At 60.8% G+C, this 18,420-nt stretch carries 18 protein-coding genes; 6 read left to right on the top strand and 12 right to left on the bottom strand.

Annotated elements, in window-relative coordinates:
• Positions 1-62: 62 nt before the first annotated feature.
• From NE852_RS08820 to NE852_RS08800, 5 genes are all read right to left on the bottom strand, one after another.
• Entirely contained in the window at positions 63-365 is a 303-nt protein-coding gene (locus tag NE852_RS08820; protein ID WP_008527466.1) for a hypothetical protein, read from the bottom strand.
• A gap of 122 nt (positions 366-487) precedes the next feature.
• A complete protein-coding gene (locus NE852_RS08815; RefSeq protein ID WP_008527468.1) occupies positions 488-1,078 on the bottom strand; it encodes a BA14K family protein in 591 nt (196 codons plus the stop codon).
• A complete protein-coding gene (locus NE852_RS08810; protein ID WP_008527469.1) occupies positions 1,075-1,242 on the bottom strand; it encodes a hypothetical protein in 168 nt (55 codons plus the stop codon). The genes NE852_RS08815 and NE852_RS08810 overlap by 4 nt, the downstream gene beginning before the upstream one ends.
• Positions 1,243-1,298: 56 nt before the next feature.
• Positions 1,299-2,099, bottom strand: a complete 801-nt coding sequence (locus tag NE852_RS08805; RefSeq protein WP_008527471.1) for a DUF1236 domain-containing protein — start codon at positions 2,097-2,099, stop codon at positions 1,299-1,301.
• Between the two features lie 117 nt (positions 2,100-2,216).
• Positions 2,217-2,615, bottom strand: a complete 399-nt coding sequence (locus NE852_RS08800) for a DUF1236 domain-containing protein (RefSeq protein WP_258156412.1) — start codon at positions 2,613-2,615, stop codon at positions 2,217-2,219.
• A 197-nt stretch (positions 2,616-2,812) separates the two neighbouring features.
• Here NE852_RS08800 and NE852_RS08795 point away from each other — a divergent pair, with 197 nt between their 5' ends.
• Positions 2,813-3,079 carry a hypothetical protein gene (locus tag NE852_RS08795; protein WP_008527478.1) on the top strand — a complete coding sequence of 89 codons (267 nt, stop codon included), beginning with the start codon at positions 2,813-2,815 and terminating at the stop codon, positions 3,077-3,079.
• A 34-nt stretch (positions 3,080-3,113) separates the two neighbouring features.
• Here NE852_RS08795 and NE852_RS08790 read toward each other — a convergent pair whose 3' ends face one another.
• Both NE852_RS08790 and NE852_RS08785 read right to left on the bottom strand, forming a co-directional pair.
• The gene (locus NE852_RS08790) at positions 3,114-5,885 is read right to left on the bottom strand and encodes an EAL domain-containing protein (protein ID WP_205621941.1); all 2,772 of its coding nucleotides are present in this window, start codon (positions 5,883-5,885) and stop codon (positions 3,114-3,116) included.
• Positions 5,886-5,890: 5 nt separating this feature from the next.
• Positions 5,891-6,979: a hypothetical protein gene (locus NE852_RS08785; protein WP_008527480.1), complete on the bottom strand. Its 1,089-nt coding sequence runs from the start codon at positions 6,977-6,979 to the stop codon at positions 5,891-5,893.
• 266 nt (positions 6,980-7,245) lie between these two features.
• On the opposite strand from NE852_RS08785, the gene NE852_RS08780 reads away from it, so the two are divergent.
• The 3 genes from NE852_RS08780 to NE852_RS08770 all read left to right on the top strand — a co-directional run bounded on the left by NE852_RS08780 (position 7,246) and on the right by NE852_RS08770 (position 9,500).
• Positions 7,246-7,422, top strand: a complete 177-nt coding sequence (locus tag NE852_RS08780) for a hypothetical protein (RefSeq protein ID WP_008527481.1) — start codon at positions 7,246-7,248, stop codon at positions 7,420-7,422.
• A gap of 63 nt (positions 7,423-7,485) precedes the next feature.
• The gene (locus NE852_RS08775) at positions 7,486-8,880 is read left to right on the top strand and encodes a sensor histidine kinase (RefSeq protein ID WP_008527483.1); all 1,395 of its coding nucleotides are present in this window, start codon (positions 7,486-7,488) and stop codon (positions 8,878-8,880) included.
• Positions 8,877-9,500, top strand: coding sequence for a response regulator transcription factor (locus NE852_RS08770; RefSeq protein ID WP_008527484.1), 624 nt, complete (start codon positions 8,877-8,879; stop codon positions 9,498-9,500). The genes NE852_RS08775 and NE852_RS08770 overlap by 4 nt, the downstream gene beginning before the upstream one ends.
• A gap of 44 nt (positions 9,501-9,544) precedes the next feature.
• Here NE852_RS08770 and NE852_RS08765 read toward each other — a convergent pair whose 3' ends face one another.
• Positions 9,545-10,117: a hypothetical protein gene (locus NE852_RS08765; RefSeq protein ID WP_128623545.1), complete on the bottom strand. Its 573-nt coding sequence runs from the start codon at positions 10,115-10,117 to the stop codon at positions 9,545-9,547.
• Between the two features lie 310 nt (positions 10,118-10,427).
• Here NE852_RS08765 and NE852_RS08760 point away from each other — a divergent pair, with 310 nt between their 5' ends.
• Together NE852_RS08760 and xth are read left to right on the top strand one after the other, a co-directional pair.
• Complete coding sequence (locus NE852_RS08760; RefSeq protein WP_008527489.1) at positions 10,428-10,907, top strand: hypothetical protein; 480 nt, start codon at positions 10,428-10,430, stop codon at positions 10,905-10,907.
• Positions 10,908-11,059: 152 nt separating this feature from the next.
• The gene (xth, locus tag NE852_RS08755; RefSeq protein WP_258156411.1) at positions 11,060-11,836 is read left to right on the top strand and encodes an exodeoxyribonuclease III; all 777 of its coding nucleotides are present in this window, start codon (positions 11,060-11,062) and stop codon (positions 11,834-11,836) included.
• Positions 11,837-11,860: 24 nt separating this feature from the next.
• Here the strand turns inward: xth and NE852_RS08750 are convergent, their stop codons facing one another.
• From NE852_RS08750 to NE852_RS08735, 4 genes are read right to left on the bottom strand one after another with little or no spacing between them, the layout of a single operon-like run.
• On the bottom strand, positions 11,861-13,945 hold the full coding sequence (locus NE852_RS08750; protein ID WP_008527496.1) for an FAD-binding protein: 2,085 nt from the start codon (positions 13,943-13,945) through the stop codon (positions 11,861-11,863).
• Between the two features lie 13 nt (positions 13,946-13,958).
• On the bottom strand, positions 13,959-15,128 hold the full coding sequence (locus NE852_RS08745; protein ID WP_258156410.1) for a Gfo/Idh/MocA family protein: 1,170 nt from the start codon (positions 15,126-15,128) through the stop codon (positions 13,959-13,961).
• A gap of 22 nt (positions 15,129-15,150) precedes the next feature.
• Positions 15,151-16,806: a GMC family oxidoreductase gene (locus tag NE852_RS08740; RefSeq protein ID WP_258156409.1), complete on the bottom strand. Its 1,656-nt coding sequence runs from the start codon at positions 16,804-16,806 to the stop codon at positions 15,151-15,153.
• 48 nt (positions 16,807-16,854) lie between these two features.
• The gene (locus NE852_RS08735; RefSeq protein WP_008527521.1) at positions 16,855-18,411 is read right to left on the bottom strand and encodes a GMC oxidoreductase; all 1,557 of its coding nucleotides are present in this window, start codon (positions 18,409-18,411) and stop codon (positions 16,855-16,857) included.
• Positions 18,412-18,420: the final 9 nt, after the last annotated feature.

Genomic DNA, 18,420 nt, shown 5'->3' with positions numbered 1-18,420 from the left:
ATAACAGCGCGGCTGCGGAAATTCGAGTTTTGCCGGTTTTCCAGGAGACTCTGGACGACGTCTCAGTGAATTGTCTTCGGCGTGTGCGGGATGCCGTTGAGCGTCGCCATGAGCTTTTCGAACTCGTTCAGAACGCGATTGAATTCGCCGTCCTGCATGTTGGCGATTTCGGATATGGTCGAAGAAACGGAAGCGATCAACCTGTCGATCCAGACGCAGCGCTCGGCGGGCACGTTTCCGAGAACCTCCTGCCGATGCGTCTTCAGTTCGTGGAGGATGCGGATGATCAGGGCTCCCCGCTCCGCCCGGCTCAAGAGCCGAAGCCTTGTCTGTGCCTGCTGGATGTCTGTGATCAGCGTCGCCATCCCTTATCTCCCAACCTTCTAATGCAACCGACTATCACAACCGCAGCGTTTGCGACATGGACTTTGGTCTGACCGTCCAAAGGGTGCGTTTTGGTACCCATCTCGCCGATCGCCGCCGATGATCAATTTCTCGTCGCGACCAGGTTCTGACCGATGCCCGGAGCATCGCAGACGCGCCGCGGTCCGTCCCATGGCTGGTAGGTATTGTCTTCCGGACGATAGGACTTATAGCGAGCGGCACACCAGGCTGCCGCCTTCCCATTTGCCGTGCCGATGTGCTCATCGGTCTCAGCGACATTCCGCTGGAACGGCGAAGAGCATTCGCGGATCTCGCCGCGATAGGATCGATAGCTGTTGGTTGCGGGATCGAAGGAGTGGAAGCGTTCCGCGCACCAGACAAGGTGGTCGTCGGAAAGTTTCGGCGTCGATGTCATGGGCTCGCTCGGCGTGGAGACAGGCTCCGGCTTCGCCTTTGATCTCGTGACAGCCGACGCTTCGGTGACATAGCTGGAATACAGCGGCGGAATTCTTTCATAGTGCTGCTGCCGAGGATCGATTTTCACCGGCTTCGTTGTCCAGAGATCACGCGCCGAGAGATCCGTGAAAGCAGGAGGTTCGGAATCCGCCACCACGTGGGATGCGACGGATGCGGCGGCGATACAGGCGCCAACCGAGCTGACGACGCCAAAGGCAACGGATGCGACGGCGTTCATTTGACCGAACCCTGATGTTGAGCCTGCGGAACCCAGACGCGGCCGGCGGCACTGTCATGGCCGCCGCCGGTGGCGACAAGCGCGGCAAGAATGCCGGCGATTGCCAGCAGGATGGCGATCAGCGGAACCGCGAGACCACCGGATTTCTCTTCGGAATAGATCATGGTCCTTCTCCCCGTCCCGGCGGCGAAGGTGCCACCGGGGACGCTGGCGCGACGCTTTACGCCGAGATGATGTAGACGATTGTGAATGCGGAAGGATCGACGATGACGATCCGGCCATCCGCGAGAATGAAGAAGCGGTAGGCCTTGTACTGCGGTACGATCTTGATGATCTCGGGCGGCAGCGGCTCGAGCCTGATCTTCTTCGGGATGGTGGTGCCGACCGAGACCGTGAAATCTGTTTCTTGAACCGGCTCGACGTGAACTTCCTTCACAACCTTGCGGATTTCCGTCTTCTGCTCGACCGAGATGTTCACATTGGTCGTGTTGGTCGTCTCGGTCTTCGTGTTATTTTCGACGTTCGTCTTGCTGTTCGACTGGGTCTCGGTCGAGCCGCTCGGAGACTTTGCCGCGTCGCCGGACTTCTGGGTCTCGCCGGAGCCCGTCGATGTGCCTGTGTCCTGGCTGCCGGCCGGCTTCTGGCTTTCCGTCGAAGACTGTCCAGAATTGGACGTCTTCGAGCTGTCCGTGCCCACAGTACCCGAACTGGTCGAGCTTCCAGACTGCGCCTTGGCCTTGGGCTGCGTTTCAGTCTGACCGGAAGATCCGTCGGTGGTGGTGCTGGAGGATGCGCCTGACGAGCCTCCCTCGGAGCCGGAAGACGGCTGCGTGGCTTGGCCGGTTCCCGAGGCGCCGCCGGAATCCGGCTGCTGGGTCGCGCCCCCGCTGGACTGGCCGCTTTGGGCGGCACCCTTCTTCGGGAGAATCGGCGCATCCTGCGCCGAGGCGGACATAATGCAGATGGGCGAGACGCCGAGGGAAAGCGCAGTCATCACGACAGCGAGTGTGTTGATTTTCATAACGATCTCTCTGTTTTTGGCCGCACGACGACATTGCCGTGCGTCGTGCGGCGGTCTCAGGCTTTAAACGATGATTTCCGGAAGGGTGACGCGGCAGCAGCCGCGTATGGGATCAGGTCACTTGACAACCTGGATCACCTTGCGTGACGACGGCTCGACGATGATGCGCTCATCGTTGACCACCGCATAAGCATATTTCGGGCTATCCGGAATAGGCGTAACAACGACTGTCTCCGGCAGCGGCTGGCCGACGACGATCTTTTCCTTCACGACTACGCGCGCCGAAGGCGCCGGAGCCTCGCGGACATAGGTGACGACCTTCTGCGGCGGCGGATCGATTGCGGTACCGACGACGGCGCCCGCAACGCCACCGACAGCCGCACCAACCGGTCCACCTACGATCGCTCCGGTAACTGCACCGCCGGCCGCACCGTTGACGGTCGAAGATTGGGCGAATGCGACGCCCGACATGAGGGTCACGGCAGTTGCCGCACCTACGATAAGCTTGGAGAGCATTTTCTCCTCCTTCTGTTTGACGCGGCCTTCCCGACCGCTGCAAACCCAACGACCTGAATGCGGGGTCGTTCCCCCACCCGGACCACAGTCCGATGGGGCCCGGTCTTTGGTCCTAGATCCCATTTCAATGTCTGTTGCCGGCGCTATTTGCAGATCGAGAAGCCCTCTCGTCGCGGGCACGGCAGGAGACTGAGGATATGGTACGTTCCAACCGCCGGGAGGCTGGGCGCAAGCGCCTTGCGATGCGTCTGCCGCAAATGCGGACACTGATCATGGAATCCCGCGATCCGTGGCAGCTTGAGCTGTTCGAGGCCTACCAGATGGCAGCAGAGGCCCGCGACCTGATCCGAAGGCAGGCATTCAAGCAGAAGCTGATACGGGAATATGACGAGACCTGCTTCGAGATCGAGCAGCATGTCATCCGCGCGATGGACCAGTTTTCCTACGCGCGGGCTTCAAGGTGACACGGCGTCCCTGGCACGCAAACCAGGCGAGCAGTCATGCCTCGGCAGATAAGAGCTTCCAGACGCTCCATTTGGAAAGCATGCGAGCAGAATCATCAGGTCTCCCAAAGAGATAGCCCTGCCCCATCTCGCATCCAAGCCGATGCAGCGCTTCAGCTTCCGCTTCGTTTTCGATACCTTCGGCAACAACCTGCAGGTTCAAGCCGTGCGCCAGGGAAATTATCGCCCGCACAATCTCGAAGGCGTTGGGATTGCCGTTCATTCGCCTGACGAAAGATTGGTCGATCTTGAGCTTGTCGAGAGGAAGGTCGGCGAGATAGCTCATCGACGAGTAGCCGGTGCCGAAATCGTCCAAGGCGATGACGACTCCTGTTTCGCGAAGCGCGCCTATCTTTGCGATCGACGGCCCACCTTGATCGAGGAACGTTGATTCCGTCAGCTCAAGGCACAATCGCGAAGAAGGAAGCCCGCTCGAGGACAGTGCCGCCCTGACGTCGGCTTCAATGTCGGAGCGCTCGAACTGAAGCGCCGAGACGTTGACGGCGACGCTGAGTTCGGCAGGCCAGGCGGCCGCCTCGGTGCAAGCTTCGAACAGCGTCCAGCGGCCGATATCGCAGATCAGGCCGGACGATTCGGCGATCGGGATGAATTCGGCCGGAGATATCAATCCGAACTCGGGATGGTTCCATCGGATCAAAGCCTCCGCGCCGACAAGCCGTCCATCCGCGAGTTCGATCTGCGGCTGGAACAGCAAGAAGAACTGCCGGTTCTGCAGAGCGTCGCGCATATCCTGTTCCAGCCGGCGCGACCGGGCCTGGCGAACGGCAGTGGAAGGATCGAAAGAGCACCATCTTAGGCCTGGCGAAGCCCTCGCGGCATCCAGCGCCGATTCAGCGGCGTTCGGGAGAGCGCGGGGATCGGCTTCGCCCGAGCGAGCTATTCCGAGGCGGACCGAGATCGGCACAGCCGCACCGCGGATCGGCACGGGCTCTTCGAACAGCGCGAGGAGACTATCCGCGAAGCCTTCGATCGAACCTTCGTCCATCGCCGAGGTGGCGACGCCGAAATGGCCGCCGTCTAGCCTGGCCAAGAGATCGCCGGCGAACGCATTTTGCAGCCTGGCCGCCACGGCCTCCAGAAGCTCGTCCCCCACGTCGCGCCCGAGAGTGGCGCAAAGCGACGAGAAACGGTCGATATCCAGTACACAGACGAAGACTTTGCCACGGAGGGCGGTCAGTCGAGACGCAAACTCCCGACGGTTGAGCAGCCCGGTGAGTTCATCCAGTTCGGACAGCCTCTTAAGCCGCTCTTCATATTCATGTCGTGCGCTGACGTCGCGTATGATCAGGCAGCCGGCAAACCGTCGGCGTGCCGCCGACGGCTGCGCATTGGTCCGCTCGACTGGTGCAATCGTGACGGACGCCTCGTAGTGCGCGGCCTGCGAACCGCTGTTATCGAAGAAATTGACGAGGCCCGTATGTATCTTGCCCGGTTCGGCATCGTGTTCTGAAATCAGCCTGCCCACGATATCGATGACGGCGGTGTGAACAGCACCGAGAAGGGAGGCACCGACACCGGCTCGCAATACGGCCTTCGCGGATTCGCTTGCCTCGACGATCTTGAGATTACTGTCGAATGCGACGACGCCGTCCGAACTGTCGGCGATGATCCGCCGCATCAGACGCCTGGTGTTGCGAGTCTCCGTATTGGCGATGGCCACAAGCATCCGGCCGAGATCGACCCGCTCGTTCAGGGCCAGCATCCAGGCAAGCATCAGCATCGCCCACGGCACCGCGGTCCCGATAAGCAGGCCATAGCGCCACTGCAACAGAAATGCGCCGACCTCACCAACAATGACGATGATCAGCCCGGTCGCCATGATCGTGATCAGTCCGGCCGAACGGCGCCAGACCACTGCAATGATAAGGATCGCTGCAAACAAGAGTTCCAGCGGCGCCTGATCGAAGGTTCTGAGGAAACGGTTCTGGAGCAGCGTCTCGGCGGCGAGGACATGGATGAGCGGGCCGGCGATCGCTCCATACACGGGAACGGCGAAAATATCCTTGAGTTCCGCTGCCGATGCTCCGACCACCACCGAGCGGTCTCTGATTGCTTCGGCCGGCACGGTGCCGTCAAGCACTTGGGACAACGAGAACGTCGGCACGGTGTCCGGCCTTATCGAGTAATCGACCGGCAAGGAACCGTCGCTGCGGTCTATCCTGCCGAGGGCGGCCGCAGCGGACTGGGTAGGGTTTCCGTCAAACTGACTTCCCAGATCGAAACGACGGACGATCCCGTCCGTATCCATCGCCACGTTGGCAAATGCCGGCCAGGCATTTTGAAGAAAACGCGAGATTGGCCTTGTCACCGCCGTTTCAGACGATGACGCCGTCTGCTGCTGCCGGAATACGGGCAGAAGAACGCCTCCCCCGGCTCTCTCCAGCGCCGCAGCAAGACGGTCGTCCTCCTGCTTGCTGGAAAACGCACTGAAATCGACGTCGAGGAAGATATCCCTGGCGCCCGACGCGATCAGCTTGTCGAGCAGGCTCGCATAGACGCTTCGCGGCCACGGCCATGTTCCGACGGCATCAAGGGACCGCTTGTCGATTGCAACGAAAACGATATTGCCGCTGGCCTTGCGAGGCGCCCATTCGAATCTCTTGGCGAAAAGGCTGTTGTTCGACCCCTGGATGAAGTCGCTGCTGGGGCCAACCAGGGGCAGCGCCAGCATCGCGGCGATAAGCAAAATTCGAACCGTGATAGTGCCGATGCTACCGGAGACATAGTCTCCGGCCGCCTTAGCCATGCCTTTCACTTGTCCTTGCCCTTGCCGTTTCCGCCGGAATTGCCGTTACCGTTTCCGCCGCCATGATTATTGTCATTCCCGCCGTTGCCATTGCCATTGCCATTGCCATTCCCATGGCCGTTGCCGTTGCCATCGGAATTGCCGTTACCGTGGCCACCACCATTTCCGTTTCCGTTGCCGCCGCCGTTTCCATTACTGCCGCCGTTACCGTTGCCGGTGCCGCCGGAATTACCGTTACCGTTTCCGCCGGAATTGCCATTACCGCTATTGCCGCTTCCGCCGGAATTGCCATTACCACCGCCGCCGCCATTGCCGTGTCCACCGCTGCTGTCAGCGCTGTCATTGCTGCGGCTGCTGCTATCGCTGCCTTTGCCCTTCCCGCTATTGCCGTCGTCCTTCGCGCTGGAGCTGGTGTCCTTGCTCGTAGCCGAGGATTTGTTCTTGGCCTCGGACGCTTCGACTGCGCCCGCGAGTTGCGTGGCGCCGACGGCCGGAACCCTTGCGACCGAAGGGGAAACCGACGTGATCTCGGGCTTGGATACTTCGCCCTTCACCGTCATGCCGGCCTTGCTGTCGACGGACGCGCTCTGGTGCGGCCCGACATTCGACAACTGGCCACTTGCGAAGGAAGTGACCTGCACCAGGCCGCGATCGACAGAAACGGATGCCTTCGTCTTGCCGACCGTCACGTGGAAGATCGTCCCTTTCACGACGGCTGCGAGATAGGGCGTCTGCACGGTCGTATGAGGCTGGCTTCGCTTCTCGATTTCGAGATCGAGAGAGCCGACCTGCTGGACGATCTGCGTCTGCGGTGCCAGAAAACCTCCATATCCGGTGATGGAGGCGAGTGTGTTCGGCTGAAAGGTGATGCTCTCGACGCCTCTGGCAAGCTGAGCTCGCCCACGCGGACCGGTCGAGACCCATGCCCGGTTAGGGACCACATCGCCGGCGTGCAGGTCCAGCCAATTCGTTCTGTCGACGGTATATTTCGCTTGATCTGTCGCCTTGACGACCCGCCAGTCGTCGGCAGCCGCAAACGTAGCGGCCGACAGCAGGATCAGTGCTGCGGTTGAGATGCGGAATATTGTCGGCATGGATGCAGGCCCTCGAACTTTCAAGGGCAAGTCAACCACGTTCGAATTAAGAATGATTATAAGAACCGACGACGATTGTCGGAATCTTGCGATTGGTACGCGAGCGTACGCCAAATGGCGTCATTCCGTCGATGCTGAAATATGACTGAATCTGGCGATGTCTACGGGCATCGGACCTTGGTCCCGGCGCTTTCCGACTGAAGCCCGTTTGATGGAACGGGTCATCGAACGGCTCCGTTTCGAACGAAACCGAAGGAGGTCCGAACATGGCCCAGAGTAATAGATCCAAAGTCGATGAGGCCTGGAATGCGTCCGTCATCGCCCTCGTTATCGTTCTGGCCGGTCTTCTTTACATGTTCGGCGCAGCCATGTCCGGCGATAGCCTCCCCTTGACAGAGAGCATAAGAGGCGCCGAAATCTTCGATACACGGGACGTGCCGTGATACCGTCTGGAAAAACTCTGAAGACGCGATAGGTTAATCGAGAAGTTTCATGCCGGTATCAAAATGATTTGGCTTCGCCGCTGGAATGCCCGCTCGCTCGCCTCCCAGTTCTTCATCGCGGGTGGGTTCATATCGATCGTCGCCATGTTCCTGGTGGGCCTTCTCGTCACCCACCTCATACAGGACGCCGTCATCCACAATTCCGCCGCAGCGACGGCGCTATACGTGGACAGCGTGGTCGCGCCGCTGCTTCCGGACATGCAAACGGAATCCCTGCTGGACGAGGGCAGCGCCCAGGCTCTAGACGAGACGCTCGGTCAAGGCGCGCTCGGCAAGCGCCTTGTTTCGTTCAAGCTTTGGCGAAGCGACGGCACCATCCTCTATTCGAACGAGAAGGAGCTGGTGGGCAGAAAGTTTCCGGTAAACGACAAGCTCCAAAGGGCCTTTACAGGGTCCCTCGTCGCGCGTTACGAGATCGCCAGCGACCCGGAAAGCACAGAGGAGCGTGCGCTCGGCAAGCCGCTTGTGGAAATCTACAATCCGGTGCTCCAGCCGTGGTCCGGACAGGCGGTCGCCGTACTCGAATTCTACGAGACGGCACAAGGGCTCGAGGACAGCCTGGCGCATGCCAGGCTCCAGAGCTGGGGCGCCGTCGCCGCCCTCACCGCAATCTTTTTCCTTGTTCTCTCCGCCCTGGTATTCCGGGGCAGCCGTACGATAGAGGCGCAGCGCAAGGATCTCAAAGAACGGGTCAATGAACTATCCAGGCTGCTGGCGGAAAACCGCGGGCTGCAGCGGCGGCTGCAGCGCGCTTCCCAGCGGGCGGCGGCGCTGAACGAAACATATCTGCGCGGCATCGGCGCCGATCTGCACGACGGCCCGGCCCAACACATTGCATATGCATCGCTGCGCCTGGACAGCGACCTGTTGGTCAACGCCAGCACACCGCCCGAAGCACGCGAAAAGGAGCTTGCCTGGATACGCTCCAGCCTTGCCGAAGCCATGACGGAGATCCGCAACATTTGCGGCGGGCTGGTGCTGCCGCAGATCGAGAAGTCCTCGATCACCGAGATCGTGACACGTGTCGTCGAAGCGCATCAGCATAAGACCGAAACCCGCGTCGAAACGATTGTTGACGAAGATGGGCCAGAGCTTGCTCCCGCCGTGAAGATCTGCATCTATCGCTTCGTTCAGGAAGCCTTGAACAACGCTTATCGCCACGGCGGCGGCGTCCAACAGGTTGTCAAGGCCGTCTCGCACAATGGTCATGTCCGCGTCGAGGTCAGCGACCGCGGCGACGGCTTCGATCCGAGCGAGGTAAGGCCGTCGAGCCTCGGCCTGGTTGGCCTTCGGGAACGCATCGACAGCCTGGGAGGATCCTTCGACATCAGGACAGGCGAAGGGGGAACGACCGTGACCATGATCTTCGAGCCTATGGAAGTGGGAGACGAGAGATGACAGCAATCACCATCGGCGTCGTGGACGACCACCCTCTTTTTCGTGAGGGCGTAACCCGCAGCCTGTCGGAGATCAGCAACTTCGTCGTCGTCGGGGAAGGCGCCAGTAGCGATGATGCGGCCATGATCGCTGCAAACAGCCGCCCCGATGTCATGCTTCTCGATGTCTCCATGCCCGGCGGCGGGCTCTCCGCAATCGGTGAGGTTCTGGCGCTCAGCCCTTCCACGAAGGTCCTGATGTTGACCGTATCGGAAGAAGTGGACACCTTGCTTGGGGCCTTACAGCGGGGGGCGATGGGCTATGTTCTCAAAGGCGTAGGCTCGCGCGGCCTTGCCGAAGCGATCCGCACCATTCTCAGCGGAACGCGATATATCTCGCCGACGATGTCAGCAAAGGTCATGGAGAGCTCGCTGCAGGGCGGAACCTCCGACAAAAACGGCTTGACGCCGCGGGAACGCGAGGTGATGGATCTCGTCGCCCAAGGCTTGTCGAACAAGCATATCGGCTTGCGTCTCGGCCTGCAGGAAAAGACTGTCAAGCACCATATGACACAGATTCTGAGCAAGCTCGGCGCCTCGAACAGAACCGAGGCGGCTCTGCAATGGCGCGAACGGCACTAACATCGGACGCAAAAAGCGGCCGCACAGATCTCGTTGAACTTGCTCTACCGCAAGAAGCGGCTCAGCCGACGGGTATCGCTGATGGTCCCTTGCCGGCTTATAATCGTCCTGCCTTTGCCGTCCTTCATGATATAGCGACCACCTCGCAGGGTTTCAGTGATACCGTTCGCGTGACGGACGTCGATCGAGCCATCGGAAGCTTCGGTCGCTCGCGCTCCAGAGGCTTGCGACGAGCCTGCCGCAGAGGAAGAGGATCCCGAATCGCGGTTGGAGTTCCCGCCGGCGCTATTTCCGGAATTCCCTCCCCCATTGCCGCCGCCATTGCCATTTCCTCCTCCATTGCCACTTCCTCCTCCGTTGCCGCTACCACCACCGTTGCCGCCGCCGTTCCCATTCCCTCCGCTATTGCCGTTCCCGCCACCGTTGCCGCTATTGCCGCTATTGCCGTTTCCGTTCCCGCCACCGTTGCCATTGTTGCCGTCTTTTGCCTGGGCGCGTTTCATCGCCAGAAGAGGAAAGGAACCGTCGAAATTCAATGTCGCTGGAGATGCGGCAGCTATGAAGGCAGCGGCTGCACCGCCACCCAATCTCAGAAAATCGCGTTTCGAGATACTCATTGCCAGCCTCGTTCATCCTTCTTCGACGCTCCCACACAGTTATGGGACGCATGAGATTTGTCGCTGTTCCGAAGCCATAATGCAACCGGACCTAGGTACCAAAACAACCGGGACCTTGGTCCGACCTATTTAATTGCCACGCCTAAGACTCCAGAAAAAGTCCGTGCGATGCCGACTTGCCAGTACTGCGTAGCGAGCCGCTTGGTCTTCTCATCGACAAATTGTGCCAAGTGGGACGGCAACGCATTCCTACGGAACTTCTTTCCCCGTCATCGCTTTGATTATTCGAAGTGCAATGGAGGAAATCCCGATGGCAAATCCTAACGAATCCCCCGCAGTCCAATCCATGCGCAAGGAGCAGGCAGAACAGCGCAGGCAGGCTCGAAAAGGCAACCTCGACAAAGGCATCGAGGACAGCTTCCCCGCCTCCGACCCGGTGTCAGCCACACACACCTCGATTCCTGCCGGCCGCACCGACACCGAGGAGGCTGCGCGCGTGAAGCGGGAGCCGGACCCCACCAGGCTTGACGATGACTATCCGCTCGTGGATCGCGCTCTGCGATCGACCTCCGGGGCGCGTGACGTCAATCGCGAAGAAATGCGCGCGCTTCAAAAAGAAGCCGGTCGGATCGCCGAATCCGCTTCGGAGCTGGCTTCGGGAACAGCGCGCCTGGCAAAAGCCGAAGCAAACAGCTTCGTCCGCGATCTCGAAGACCGAATACGACGGCAGCCGTTGACAGCCGCAGCGATCGTCGCCGCCATCGCCTTCGTCTTCGGCGCAACGCGCTGAGGAGCCAGCCGTGGCAAGGCGATAGACCGAGGCCTAACAGCGGGCTCGCTCACTACCCAGAAAAAAATCGACTGGCGGGTGGCCGGGGACTTCCCGAGGAGGAAAGCCAGGAGCATTTCTAGAGCATAGCGGCACCTCGACTTGGGGGTCTCATGAAAATCGCAACCTACAACGTCAACGGAATCAATGGGCGGCTGGATAACCTGTTGCGTTGGCTAAAGGAGGACGCTCCCGATGTGGCCTGCCTCCAGGAACTCAAGACAGACGACACCAGGTTCCCCCAAAGGGAGATCGAACAGGCCGGCTACGGCGCCGTCTGGCACGGACAGAAATCCTGGAATGGGGTTGCGATACTTGCGAAGGGCAAGACACCAATCCTGACGCTGCGCGGTCTTCCCGGCGATCCCGACGACAGTCATAGCCGATATATAGAAGCTGTCGTCGACGGCATCGTCATCGGATGCCTCTATCTTCCGAACGGCAATCCCTTCCCGAGCCCCAAGTTCGGGTACAAGCTCCGCTGGTTTCGTCGTCTGCATAACTATGCCGCCGATCTGCTCGAGCTCGAAATCCCTTCGATCCTCGCCGGCGATTTCAACGTCATGCCGACGGAGATCGACGTCTACAAGCCGGAACGCTGGCGGGACGATGCGCTTTTCAGACCGGAAGTCCGCAAGGCCTATGCCGATCTCGTCGCCCAGGGCTGGACAGACGCCATCAGGCATCTGCATCCCGGGGAACGCATCTATACGTTCTGGAAGTACTGGCGGAACAGCTTCGAACGTGACGCCGGACTTCGGATCGACCACTTCCTGCTCAGCCCGGCCATTGCTCCGTGGCTCCGTTCGGCGAGCGTAAGAAGAAAACCACGTGGCTGGCAGCATACGAGCGACCATGCACCCGTGATGATCGAACTCGACGTGCCCTAAAGCGATCGCGATCCTGGCATCGCCTCATTCATCCGCCTTCAGATTGTAAATGCGGCCTGTCAACCAGGCCGGCCAGTCCCGTTCGAAAAAGGACCTGGCACTCTCATCGAAAGTGCGATTCTTACGCGTGGAAAGCCTGATTTCATCCCCATCGAGCCGAGCGACGATCTGCTCTTCCCGATGCGCCGGGCGTTCTTTCCGGAACCGAAATTCCTGCAATGGACCGGAATGCGCCAGCGGAAGGCATTCGCCTTGCTCATCGCATATTGCTCGCGCGCCACGGCTGCCGCCTCCATTGCGGATGAAGAAGTCAAGCGCGCTGAGCACGGCTTCCGACGCGAGTGCCATGTGCCGCCACTGCACACCGCGAGCCGCTTCCGCTCCGCGACCATAGGCGATGCCCTTGTCGCGAATCTCCGCATTCAGCTTGCGCGCTTCACTCAAGGCGCCGCTGACACTCTCCCGATCGCAGATGATGCCGGCCTTCTCGCTCATGCGCGTCTGCACTTCCGAACGAATCGATTTGACCGTGAGTGGGCTATCCGTCCGGAGAGCGCCCAGAAGATCAGTAATGCCCGCCTCCGCCGTCGCGGTGATCTCCTCCGCTGTGGCCTGTCTTGCCCTGCCGCTCGCGCTGATGTGCTCGGCTGCCCGTGTGCCGAAGACCTGCCCGGCATTCAGCGCCGCTCCGCCCGGTCTGGTCACGCCATGCGTGCCGGCGGCCTCGCCGACCGCGTAACAGCCCCTGAGATTGCTGCGGCCCCAGGTGTCCACCATGATGCCGCCGTTCATGTGCTGGTTGTTGACCGCGAATTCCAGCGGCTCCTCGGCGATGTCGATCTTGTAGCGGCGATAGAGCTCGATCGCGAGCGGGTTCATATGCTTCAACCGGTCGATCGGTTTGTCCTGATCGGCGCCGGCATTGCCGAGATAGAGGCGGACGTCCTCGTCCAGTCTCTCCAGGCTGAACGTCAGATCGCCCGGCACTGGCAGAGGATTGCGCTTGAAGTCCATAAACACACGCCGCCCTGCGGCGGTTTCGCGATAGATGGCGAGATCCACCAGGCTCGAGCCGAAATCGAGCATACGCGTCGCGTGAAACGGCCACTGATAGCCCTTGCGGAAGACATTCGACGCCAATTCCTGGGTGCTGCGGTAATACTCCGCCAGGAAATGATGTTCGCCACCTTCAGCATCGACCGAATAGATATGCGGGATCGCCTGGACGTAGGTGCCGGAGAGGTTCCATGGAAAGCCTTCCCTGCGCGTTCCGATGCCGAACTGGCTTTCGGTCAGGTTGACGAGCGCGATGCCCGCCTCCAGGGCCAGGCCGAGCGAGCCGAAACAGCCGTTGGGATAGACGCTGTCGCGATAAAGTTCGCCCGGCCCGCCGGCTGCAAGCACCATCACCCCGCTGACAAATACCGCGATGCCGAGCGGGTTCTCGTCCGTACGGTCTCCGGCGCGCATGACGAGGAGGCCGACGACACGGCGGTCAGCTCCCTCGCCCTCGGTGAGGATCTTGACCGCGGTGGTCTGATTAAAGAACGGCACACCGAGCCGGATCACTTCCTCGGCCAGCACCTTGACCATCAGCCGCGAGGTGCGCGGGCCGCAGCTGGTGGCGCGACCGACCTCGTCGTGGTCGGTCTGATATCTCAGCGTCCCACCCAGAGGGTCCTGAGGTAGCGGCAGGCCCAGAAATTGCAGCGACGCCATCATCCGCGACGAACCCACCGCCTCGACATAGGCCGTGTCCTCGTCCATGGCGCCGCCGCTGCGGATGGCGCGGGCCATCGCCTTGTAATTGTCGCCCTGATCGGCCGTGTTTGCGGTGTGAAGGGTCTGCTTATCCGATCCCGAGCAGGCCGAGGTTCCGCCCCATGCGCTCTGACTTATGATGACGACGTCATCGCCACGCCGCTTCAGTTCCACCGCAGCCCGCAGACCTGCCGCACCGGATCCGATGACGACGCAGCCGGCTTGGTAGATTGGCACGTCGATGCCGGCGAGCCGGGCCATTGCGGAAGCAGCAGCCTCCGGCGGAAGCCGCGGCATATCGACATCGGTCAGTGCATCAAGGATTTCCTGCGGAACGTCTGCGGTCATCGGCTCGTCACAATCAATTGAGCGGGATATCGACCCAGCACCTCTGCCGGGAGGACTCCATACATGCATCGACGATCTGGCAGATGTGGTGGCCGGTTTCGAATGTCGGCCACATCGGTTTCATTGCGACGATCGAGCGAATGACCTCGGCCACCTCGATGATCTTGCTTTCGTTGTAGCCTATGCCGAAGTTCGGTAGTGGAAGGAAAGCGCGGAAGGTGGGGTTTTCAGGACCGACATCGATCTCGCGGAAACCGCGCCGTCCCGTCCGGTCGTCGTTCGAATAAAAGCGCAGCCGGTTTATCTCGTCATAGGTATAGGCAATGCTGCCTTTCGTTCCATAGACTTCGTAAGTCTGCATGAACTTGCGGCCAGTCGCGACACGGCTGAAATCGACGATTCCGCCGGCGCCGTTTTCGAACCGGCACAGCAGGTTCGTTGCGTCGGGATTGGTGATTTCGGCCCAAGACTCATTGCCTGACAGTTTTACCTGCTCGCCATAGGCAAGGCCCTCGACGACGGGCCTGCGCGGGGTCACAATCAGATTGTCGGCGATCAGGGAACTGACGCGGCCGACCAGAAAATCCATGAAGCTGAAAATGTGCGAGCCGGTATCGCCGACGATGCCGGTCGGCGCAAGCTTACCATCGGCGCGCCACATGAAGGGCGCTGTGGGATCACCATACATGTCGACGTGCTGGCAGCCGCGGAACAGTTTGATCTCGCCGATTTCGCCGGACTGAATGATGTCCTTCGCCAGATCATGGACGGGATTGCGCGGAAAGGCGTGTCCGACGCGGGTGATGACACCTTTTTCCCTGGCGATATCGGCGAGTTCCCGCGCTTCCTCGGCAGTGTTTGCCAAGGGCTTCTCGCAATAGACATGCTTGCCCGCCAGCAGGGCCGCCTTGGCCACCTGGTAGTGAAGATGGTCGGGCAGGCAGATATCGATCAGATCGACATCGGGATCGGCGACCGCTTGCTGCCAATCCGGAATGATTTTTGCGCCGGGCGCTCTGACGGCAAGATCCTCAACGGCCTTCTGATTGCCTTCGACGAGAGCCACGATCCGCGCCGTTCCATCAGATACGCCGAAGAAATGGGGAAAGGTCTGATAGGCCATGGTGTGGACCTTTCCCATCCAACCCGAGGCACCAAGTACTGCAACTCTCACTTCAGACATTGTCGTGCTCCTCTCGAAAGGCTTACCGGATTTCGGCGCGGGCTCGGGGCCTCGCATCGTTGCGCTCGTAGGCGAAGATGGTGGGCGCAAGCGGTGGCAACCCTCGAATGAGGTCCGATCCCTTTTCGCCGACCATGATCGTCGGAGCGTTGGTATTGCACGACGGCACGCGCGGCATGACCGAGGAATCGCAGACCCTGAGCCCCTCGAGGCCCTGAACCTTGAGATCCAGCCCGACAACTGCATCAGGCCCTATTCCCATCTTGCAGGTGCCGACGGGATGATGGTCGGTCTTGGCGTTGGCGCAGCCATAGTCGAATAGCTGCTCGTCAGTCACGACCTTCAGCCCGGGGAGCCTTTCGGCCAGGACAAAGGGCTTCAGCGCCGCCTGCTGCATGATCTCGCGCGCGATCTTGAGCCCCTCCAGGGACATGTTTCTGTCGTGGGGATCAGACCAGTAGTTGGGATCGATCAGGGGCGCGTCACTCGGGTCGGATGACGACAGACGCACCGTCCCTCGCGAGCGCGGATGCAGATAGGCGGAGTTGAGCGTGACACCCGCGTTCTTGAGCCGCTCGACGCCCGCCTCAATGCCGGAGCCCAGGCCGAGATGGAACTGGATATCGGGAGAACGTGCATCGGGATCGGCGTACCAGAACCCGCCCGTTTCGAAGAGCGACGATGCGACCGGACCGGTGCGGAACAGGACATATTGTATCCCCGCCCAAAGCGTGCGGTGAAGCTTCGCCACGCCGTCATAAGTGTGGTCGCCCGTGCATTCGGCGATGACGAAAAGATCCAGGTGATCCTGGAGATTGCCGCCGACACCAGGCAGATCGTGGAGCACCTTGACGCCCACCGACCTGAGATGATCGGCCGGTCCGATGCCGGATTGCAGAAGGAGCTTCGGCGAGCCGATCGCCCCCGACGAAACCAAGACTTCACGGTCGGCGCGCACGATATCCGGTCCACGCGAGGTCGCGATCTCGACGCCGACCGCACGTGTTCCCTCCAGGATAATGCGCGCGACGCGCGCACCGGTGCGCACCGTCAGGTTCTTCCGGTTCTTGATCGGCGAAAGATAGGCGAGCGAAGCCGATGACCGGCGACGATTGCGCTGCGTCAGCTGATAGAACCCGACTCCCGCCTGCTGGCGGCCGTTGAAGTCGTGATTATAGGGGATGCCAAGTTCCTGCCCCGCGCGGATATAGGCATCGCAGATCGGCAGCGGCGCAGCCGGCATCGAGACGCCGAGCGGACCACCATAGGCGTGGTAATCATCGGCGAAACGCTGGTTATCCTCCGCACGCTTGAAATAGGGCAGGATCGAACGGTAGTCCCAACCCTCGCAGCCGTCTTCACAGGCCCAGAGATTATAATCCGCCGCGTTTCCGCGGGTGTAGAGCTGAGCGTTGATCGACGAACCGCCACCGATGACCTTCGCCTGCGTATAGCGAAGCACCCTGTCCTTCATGTGCTTCTGGGGAACGGTCTGCCATCCCCAACTGGCCACACCCTTGGTCATCTTGGCAAAGCCGGCCGGCATGTGAAAGAGAGGATTCCAGTCGCCGCCGCCGGCTTCGAGAAGCAGGACCTTCACATCGGGATCTTCGCTCAGCCGGTTTGCAAGCACGCATCCTGCGGGACCGGCGCCGGTGATGATGTAGTCGAATGCCATCTTACTTTCCTGTTGCTGCGACCTGGCGACCAGTGGCCGGTGGCGCGTTCAGAGTTTTGAGCGGTTTTCGGCAGGTGCCAGCGGTTCCGACCCCGGCACAGAGGTCTGCAAGTCCTTGGATGCAATGTGATCTGCGACGCGGAGCGCCTGGCTCGCAACAGTCAGCGCAGGGTTGACCGCAGCCGACGTGGGCAGGAAGCCGGCGTCGACGACGAAGAGGTTTTGGTGGTCGTAGGAACGGCAGTAGGTGTCCAGCGGCGCCGTCGCCGGGTCGTTTCCGATGCGGATCGTTCCGCATTGGTGGGAAGGCGTGCGCTTGTCGAAAGGTCTTGAGAGCACAATCGGAAACCCGATCGATTTCAGGATCGCCTTCAGCTTGGCGACGAGGGCAAGATGGGCGTCCCAGTTGGTTCGCTGCCATTGGAGAATGATCCTATCTCCATCCACCATGACGCGGCTTTCGGGATTGGGAACATCCTCACTCATCGCGTAGAAGTCGATGGCATGGCTTGTGATGAACCGCAGAAGCCATTCCGGCGTTTGCGGCAGGGAGCCCTTGAGGACCTTTTCGGAGATGCGGCCCAGAAGCTGGACGTTGCCGAGGGGTGGTCCTCCCTCTCCGTCCGAGAGGTAGAAATCGTTGAAGGCAAAAGTCTTCTGGTAGATGGCGGTGTTTTTGAACCTCGGCGAGACGCCGATGACGGCGGACGCGTTGTGGTTCATGAAGTTGCGGCCGACCTGGTCGGAAGAGTTCGCGAGCCCCCTCGGGAAGCGGTCGTTTTTCGAGCGCAGCAAAAGCACTGACGACTGGACGGCGCCGGCGGAAAGGATCACGAGCTTCGACGAAATGGTCACCGCCCGCCCGTTTTTGACATAGGTGACTCGGTCGATCCGGCTGCCTGCTCCCGTCTCAAGCTTGGTTACGCGAGCATTGGTTTCGAGGCTCACATTCTCGTGCCTGAGCGCCACCGCTAGCGCCGCAGTCTCGGCGTCCATCTTGCCATCGCGGGCGTTCGGATGCGCATCCCACGGCGTTTGTGCCTTGGAGAGCCAGGCGTCCAGATCCAGGCCGAGCGGCAGGGAAAATGGATGCAGACCCTTCCCCTTGAGCCGCGCCCTGACATCGGCGATCGGCGGTTCATCGGGAACGGCTGGGTATTCGTAGGCGGCCGAATGGTAGGGTTCCGTGGGGTCGTCGCCGAGGCTGCTGCGCACCTGATAGAGATGTTCCGCCTTTGAGTACCACGGCTCCAGTTCCTCATAGGGAAACGGCCAGGCCGGCGACACGCCCTCCCGGTGTTCGATGACGCCGAAATCTTGCCTGCGATAGCGCGACAGGACGGCGCCGTAGAATTTCGAATTTCCGCCGACATTGTAGTAGTTGCCGGGATTGAAGCCCTTGCCGTCGGCTTCGTACCACGTCTCCTTCGGCCGGAAATGGCCTCGCTGAAAAATGGCGCGCTGGTCTCGATTGACGGGAAGGTCTGTGATGTGGTCGCCGGCTTCGAGGATCAAGATCCGAGCACCCGTCGCGGCGAGACCGGCGGCGACCGTGGAGCCGCCGATGCCCGAGCCGATGATGGTAATGTCAGGCGAATTGCTCATTTTAGCACC

Source organism: Rhizobium sp. Pop5 (assembly GCF_024721175.1).
Classification (GTDB): Bacteria; Pseudomonadota; Alphaproteobacteria; order Rhizobiales; family Rhizobiaceae; genus Rhizobium.
The sequence above is the reverse complement of the archived record's forward strand: the minus strand, read 5'-3'. Positions and strand labels throughout refer to the sequence as shown.

Excerpts from the sequence above, each read along its gene's own strand:
- NE852_RS08770 (WP_008527484.1), top strand. The coding sequence starts at position 8,877 with ATGACAGCAATCACCATCGGCGTCGTGGACGACCACCCTCTTTTTCGT.
- NE852_RS08785 (WP_008527480.1), bottom strand. The coding sequence starts at position 6,979 with ATGCCGACAATATTCCGCATCTCAACCGCAGCACTGATCCTGCTGTCG.
- NE852_RS08790 (WP_205621941.1), bottom strand. The coding sequence starts at position 5,885 with ATGGCTAAGGCGGCCGGAGACTATGTCTCCGGTAGCATCGGCACTATC.
- NE852_RS08815 (WP_008527468.1), bottom strand. The coding sequence starts at position 1,078 with ATGAACGCCGTCGCATCCGTTGCCTTTGGCGTCGTCAGCTCGGTTGGC.
- NE852_RS08805 (WP_008527471.1), bottom strand. The coding sequence starts at position 2,099 with ATGAAAATCAACACACTCGCTGTCGTGATGACTGCGCTTTCCCTCGGC.
- NE852_RS08735 (WP_008527521.1), bottom strand. The coding sequence starts at position 18,411 with ATGAGCAATTCGCCTGACATTACCATCATCGGCTCGGGCATCGGCGGC.
- NE852_RS08760 (WP_008527489.1), top strand. The coding sequence starts at position 10,428 with ATGGCAAATCCTAACGAATCCCCCGCAGTCCAATCCATGCGCAAGGAG.
- NE852_RS08810 (WP_008527469.1), bottom strand. The coding sequence starts at position 1,242 with ATGATCTATTCCGAAGAGAAATCCGGTGGTCTCGCGGTTCCGCTGATC.
- NE852_RS08765 (WP_128623545.1), bottom strand. The coding sequence starts at position 10,117 with ATGAGTATCTCGAAACGCGATTTTCTGAGATTGGGTGGCGGTGCAGCC.
- NE852_RS08800 (WP_258156412.1), bottom strand. The coding sequence starts at position 2,615 with ATGCTCTCCAAGCTTATCGTAGGTGCGGCAACTGCCGTGACCCTCATG.
- NE852_RS08745 (WP_258156410.1), bottom strand. The coding sequence starts at position 15,128 with ATGTCTGAAGTGAGAGTTGCAGTACTTGGTGCCTCGGGTTGGATGGGA.
- NE852_RS08740 (WP_258156409.1), bottom strand. The coding sequence starts at position 16,806 with ATGGCATTCGACTACATCATCACCGGCGCCGGTCCCGCAGGATGCGTG.
- NE852_RS08795 (WP_008527478.1), top strand. The coding sequence starts at position 2,813 with ATGGTACGTTCCAACCGCCGGGAGGCTGGGCGCAAGCGCCTTGCGATG.
- NE852_RS08820 (WP_008527466.1), bottom strand. The coding sequence starts at position 365 with ATGGCGACGCTGATCACAGACATCCAGCAGGCACAGACAAGGCTTCGG.
- NE852_RS08750 (WP_008527496.1), bottom strand. The coding sequence starts at position 13,945 with ATGACCGCAGACGTTCCGCAGGAAATCCTTGATGCACTGACCGATGTC.
- NE852_RS08780 (WP_008527481.1), top strand. The coding sequence starts at position 7,246 with ATGGCCCAGAGTAATAGATCCAAAGTCGATGAGGCCTGGAATGCGTCC.
- xth (WP_258156411.1), top strand. The coding sequence starts at position 11,060 with ATGAAAATCGCAACCTACAACGTCAACGGAATCAATGGGCGGCTGGAT.
- NE852_RS08775 (WP_008527483.1), top strand. The coding sequence starts at position 7,486 with ATGATTTGGCTTCGCCGCTGGAATGCCCGCTCGCTCGCCTCCCAGTTC.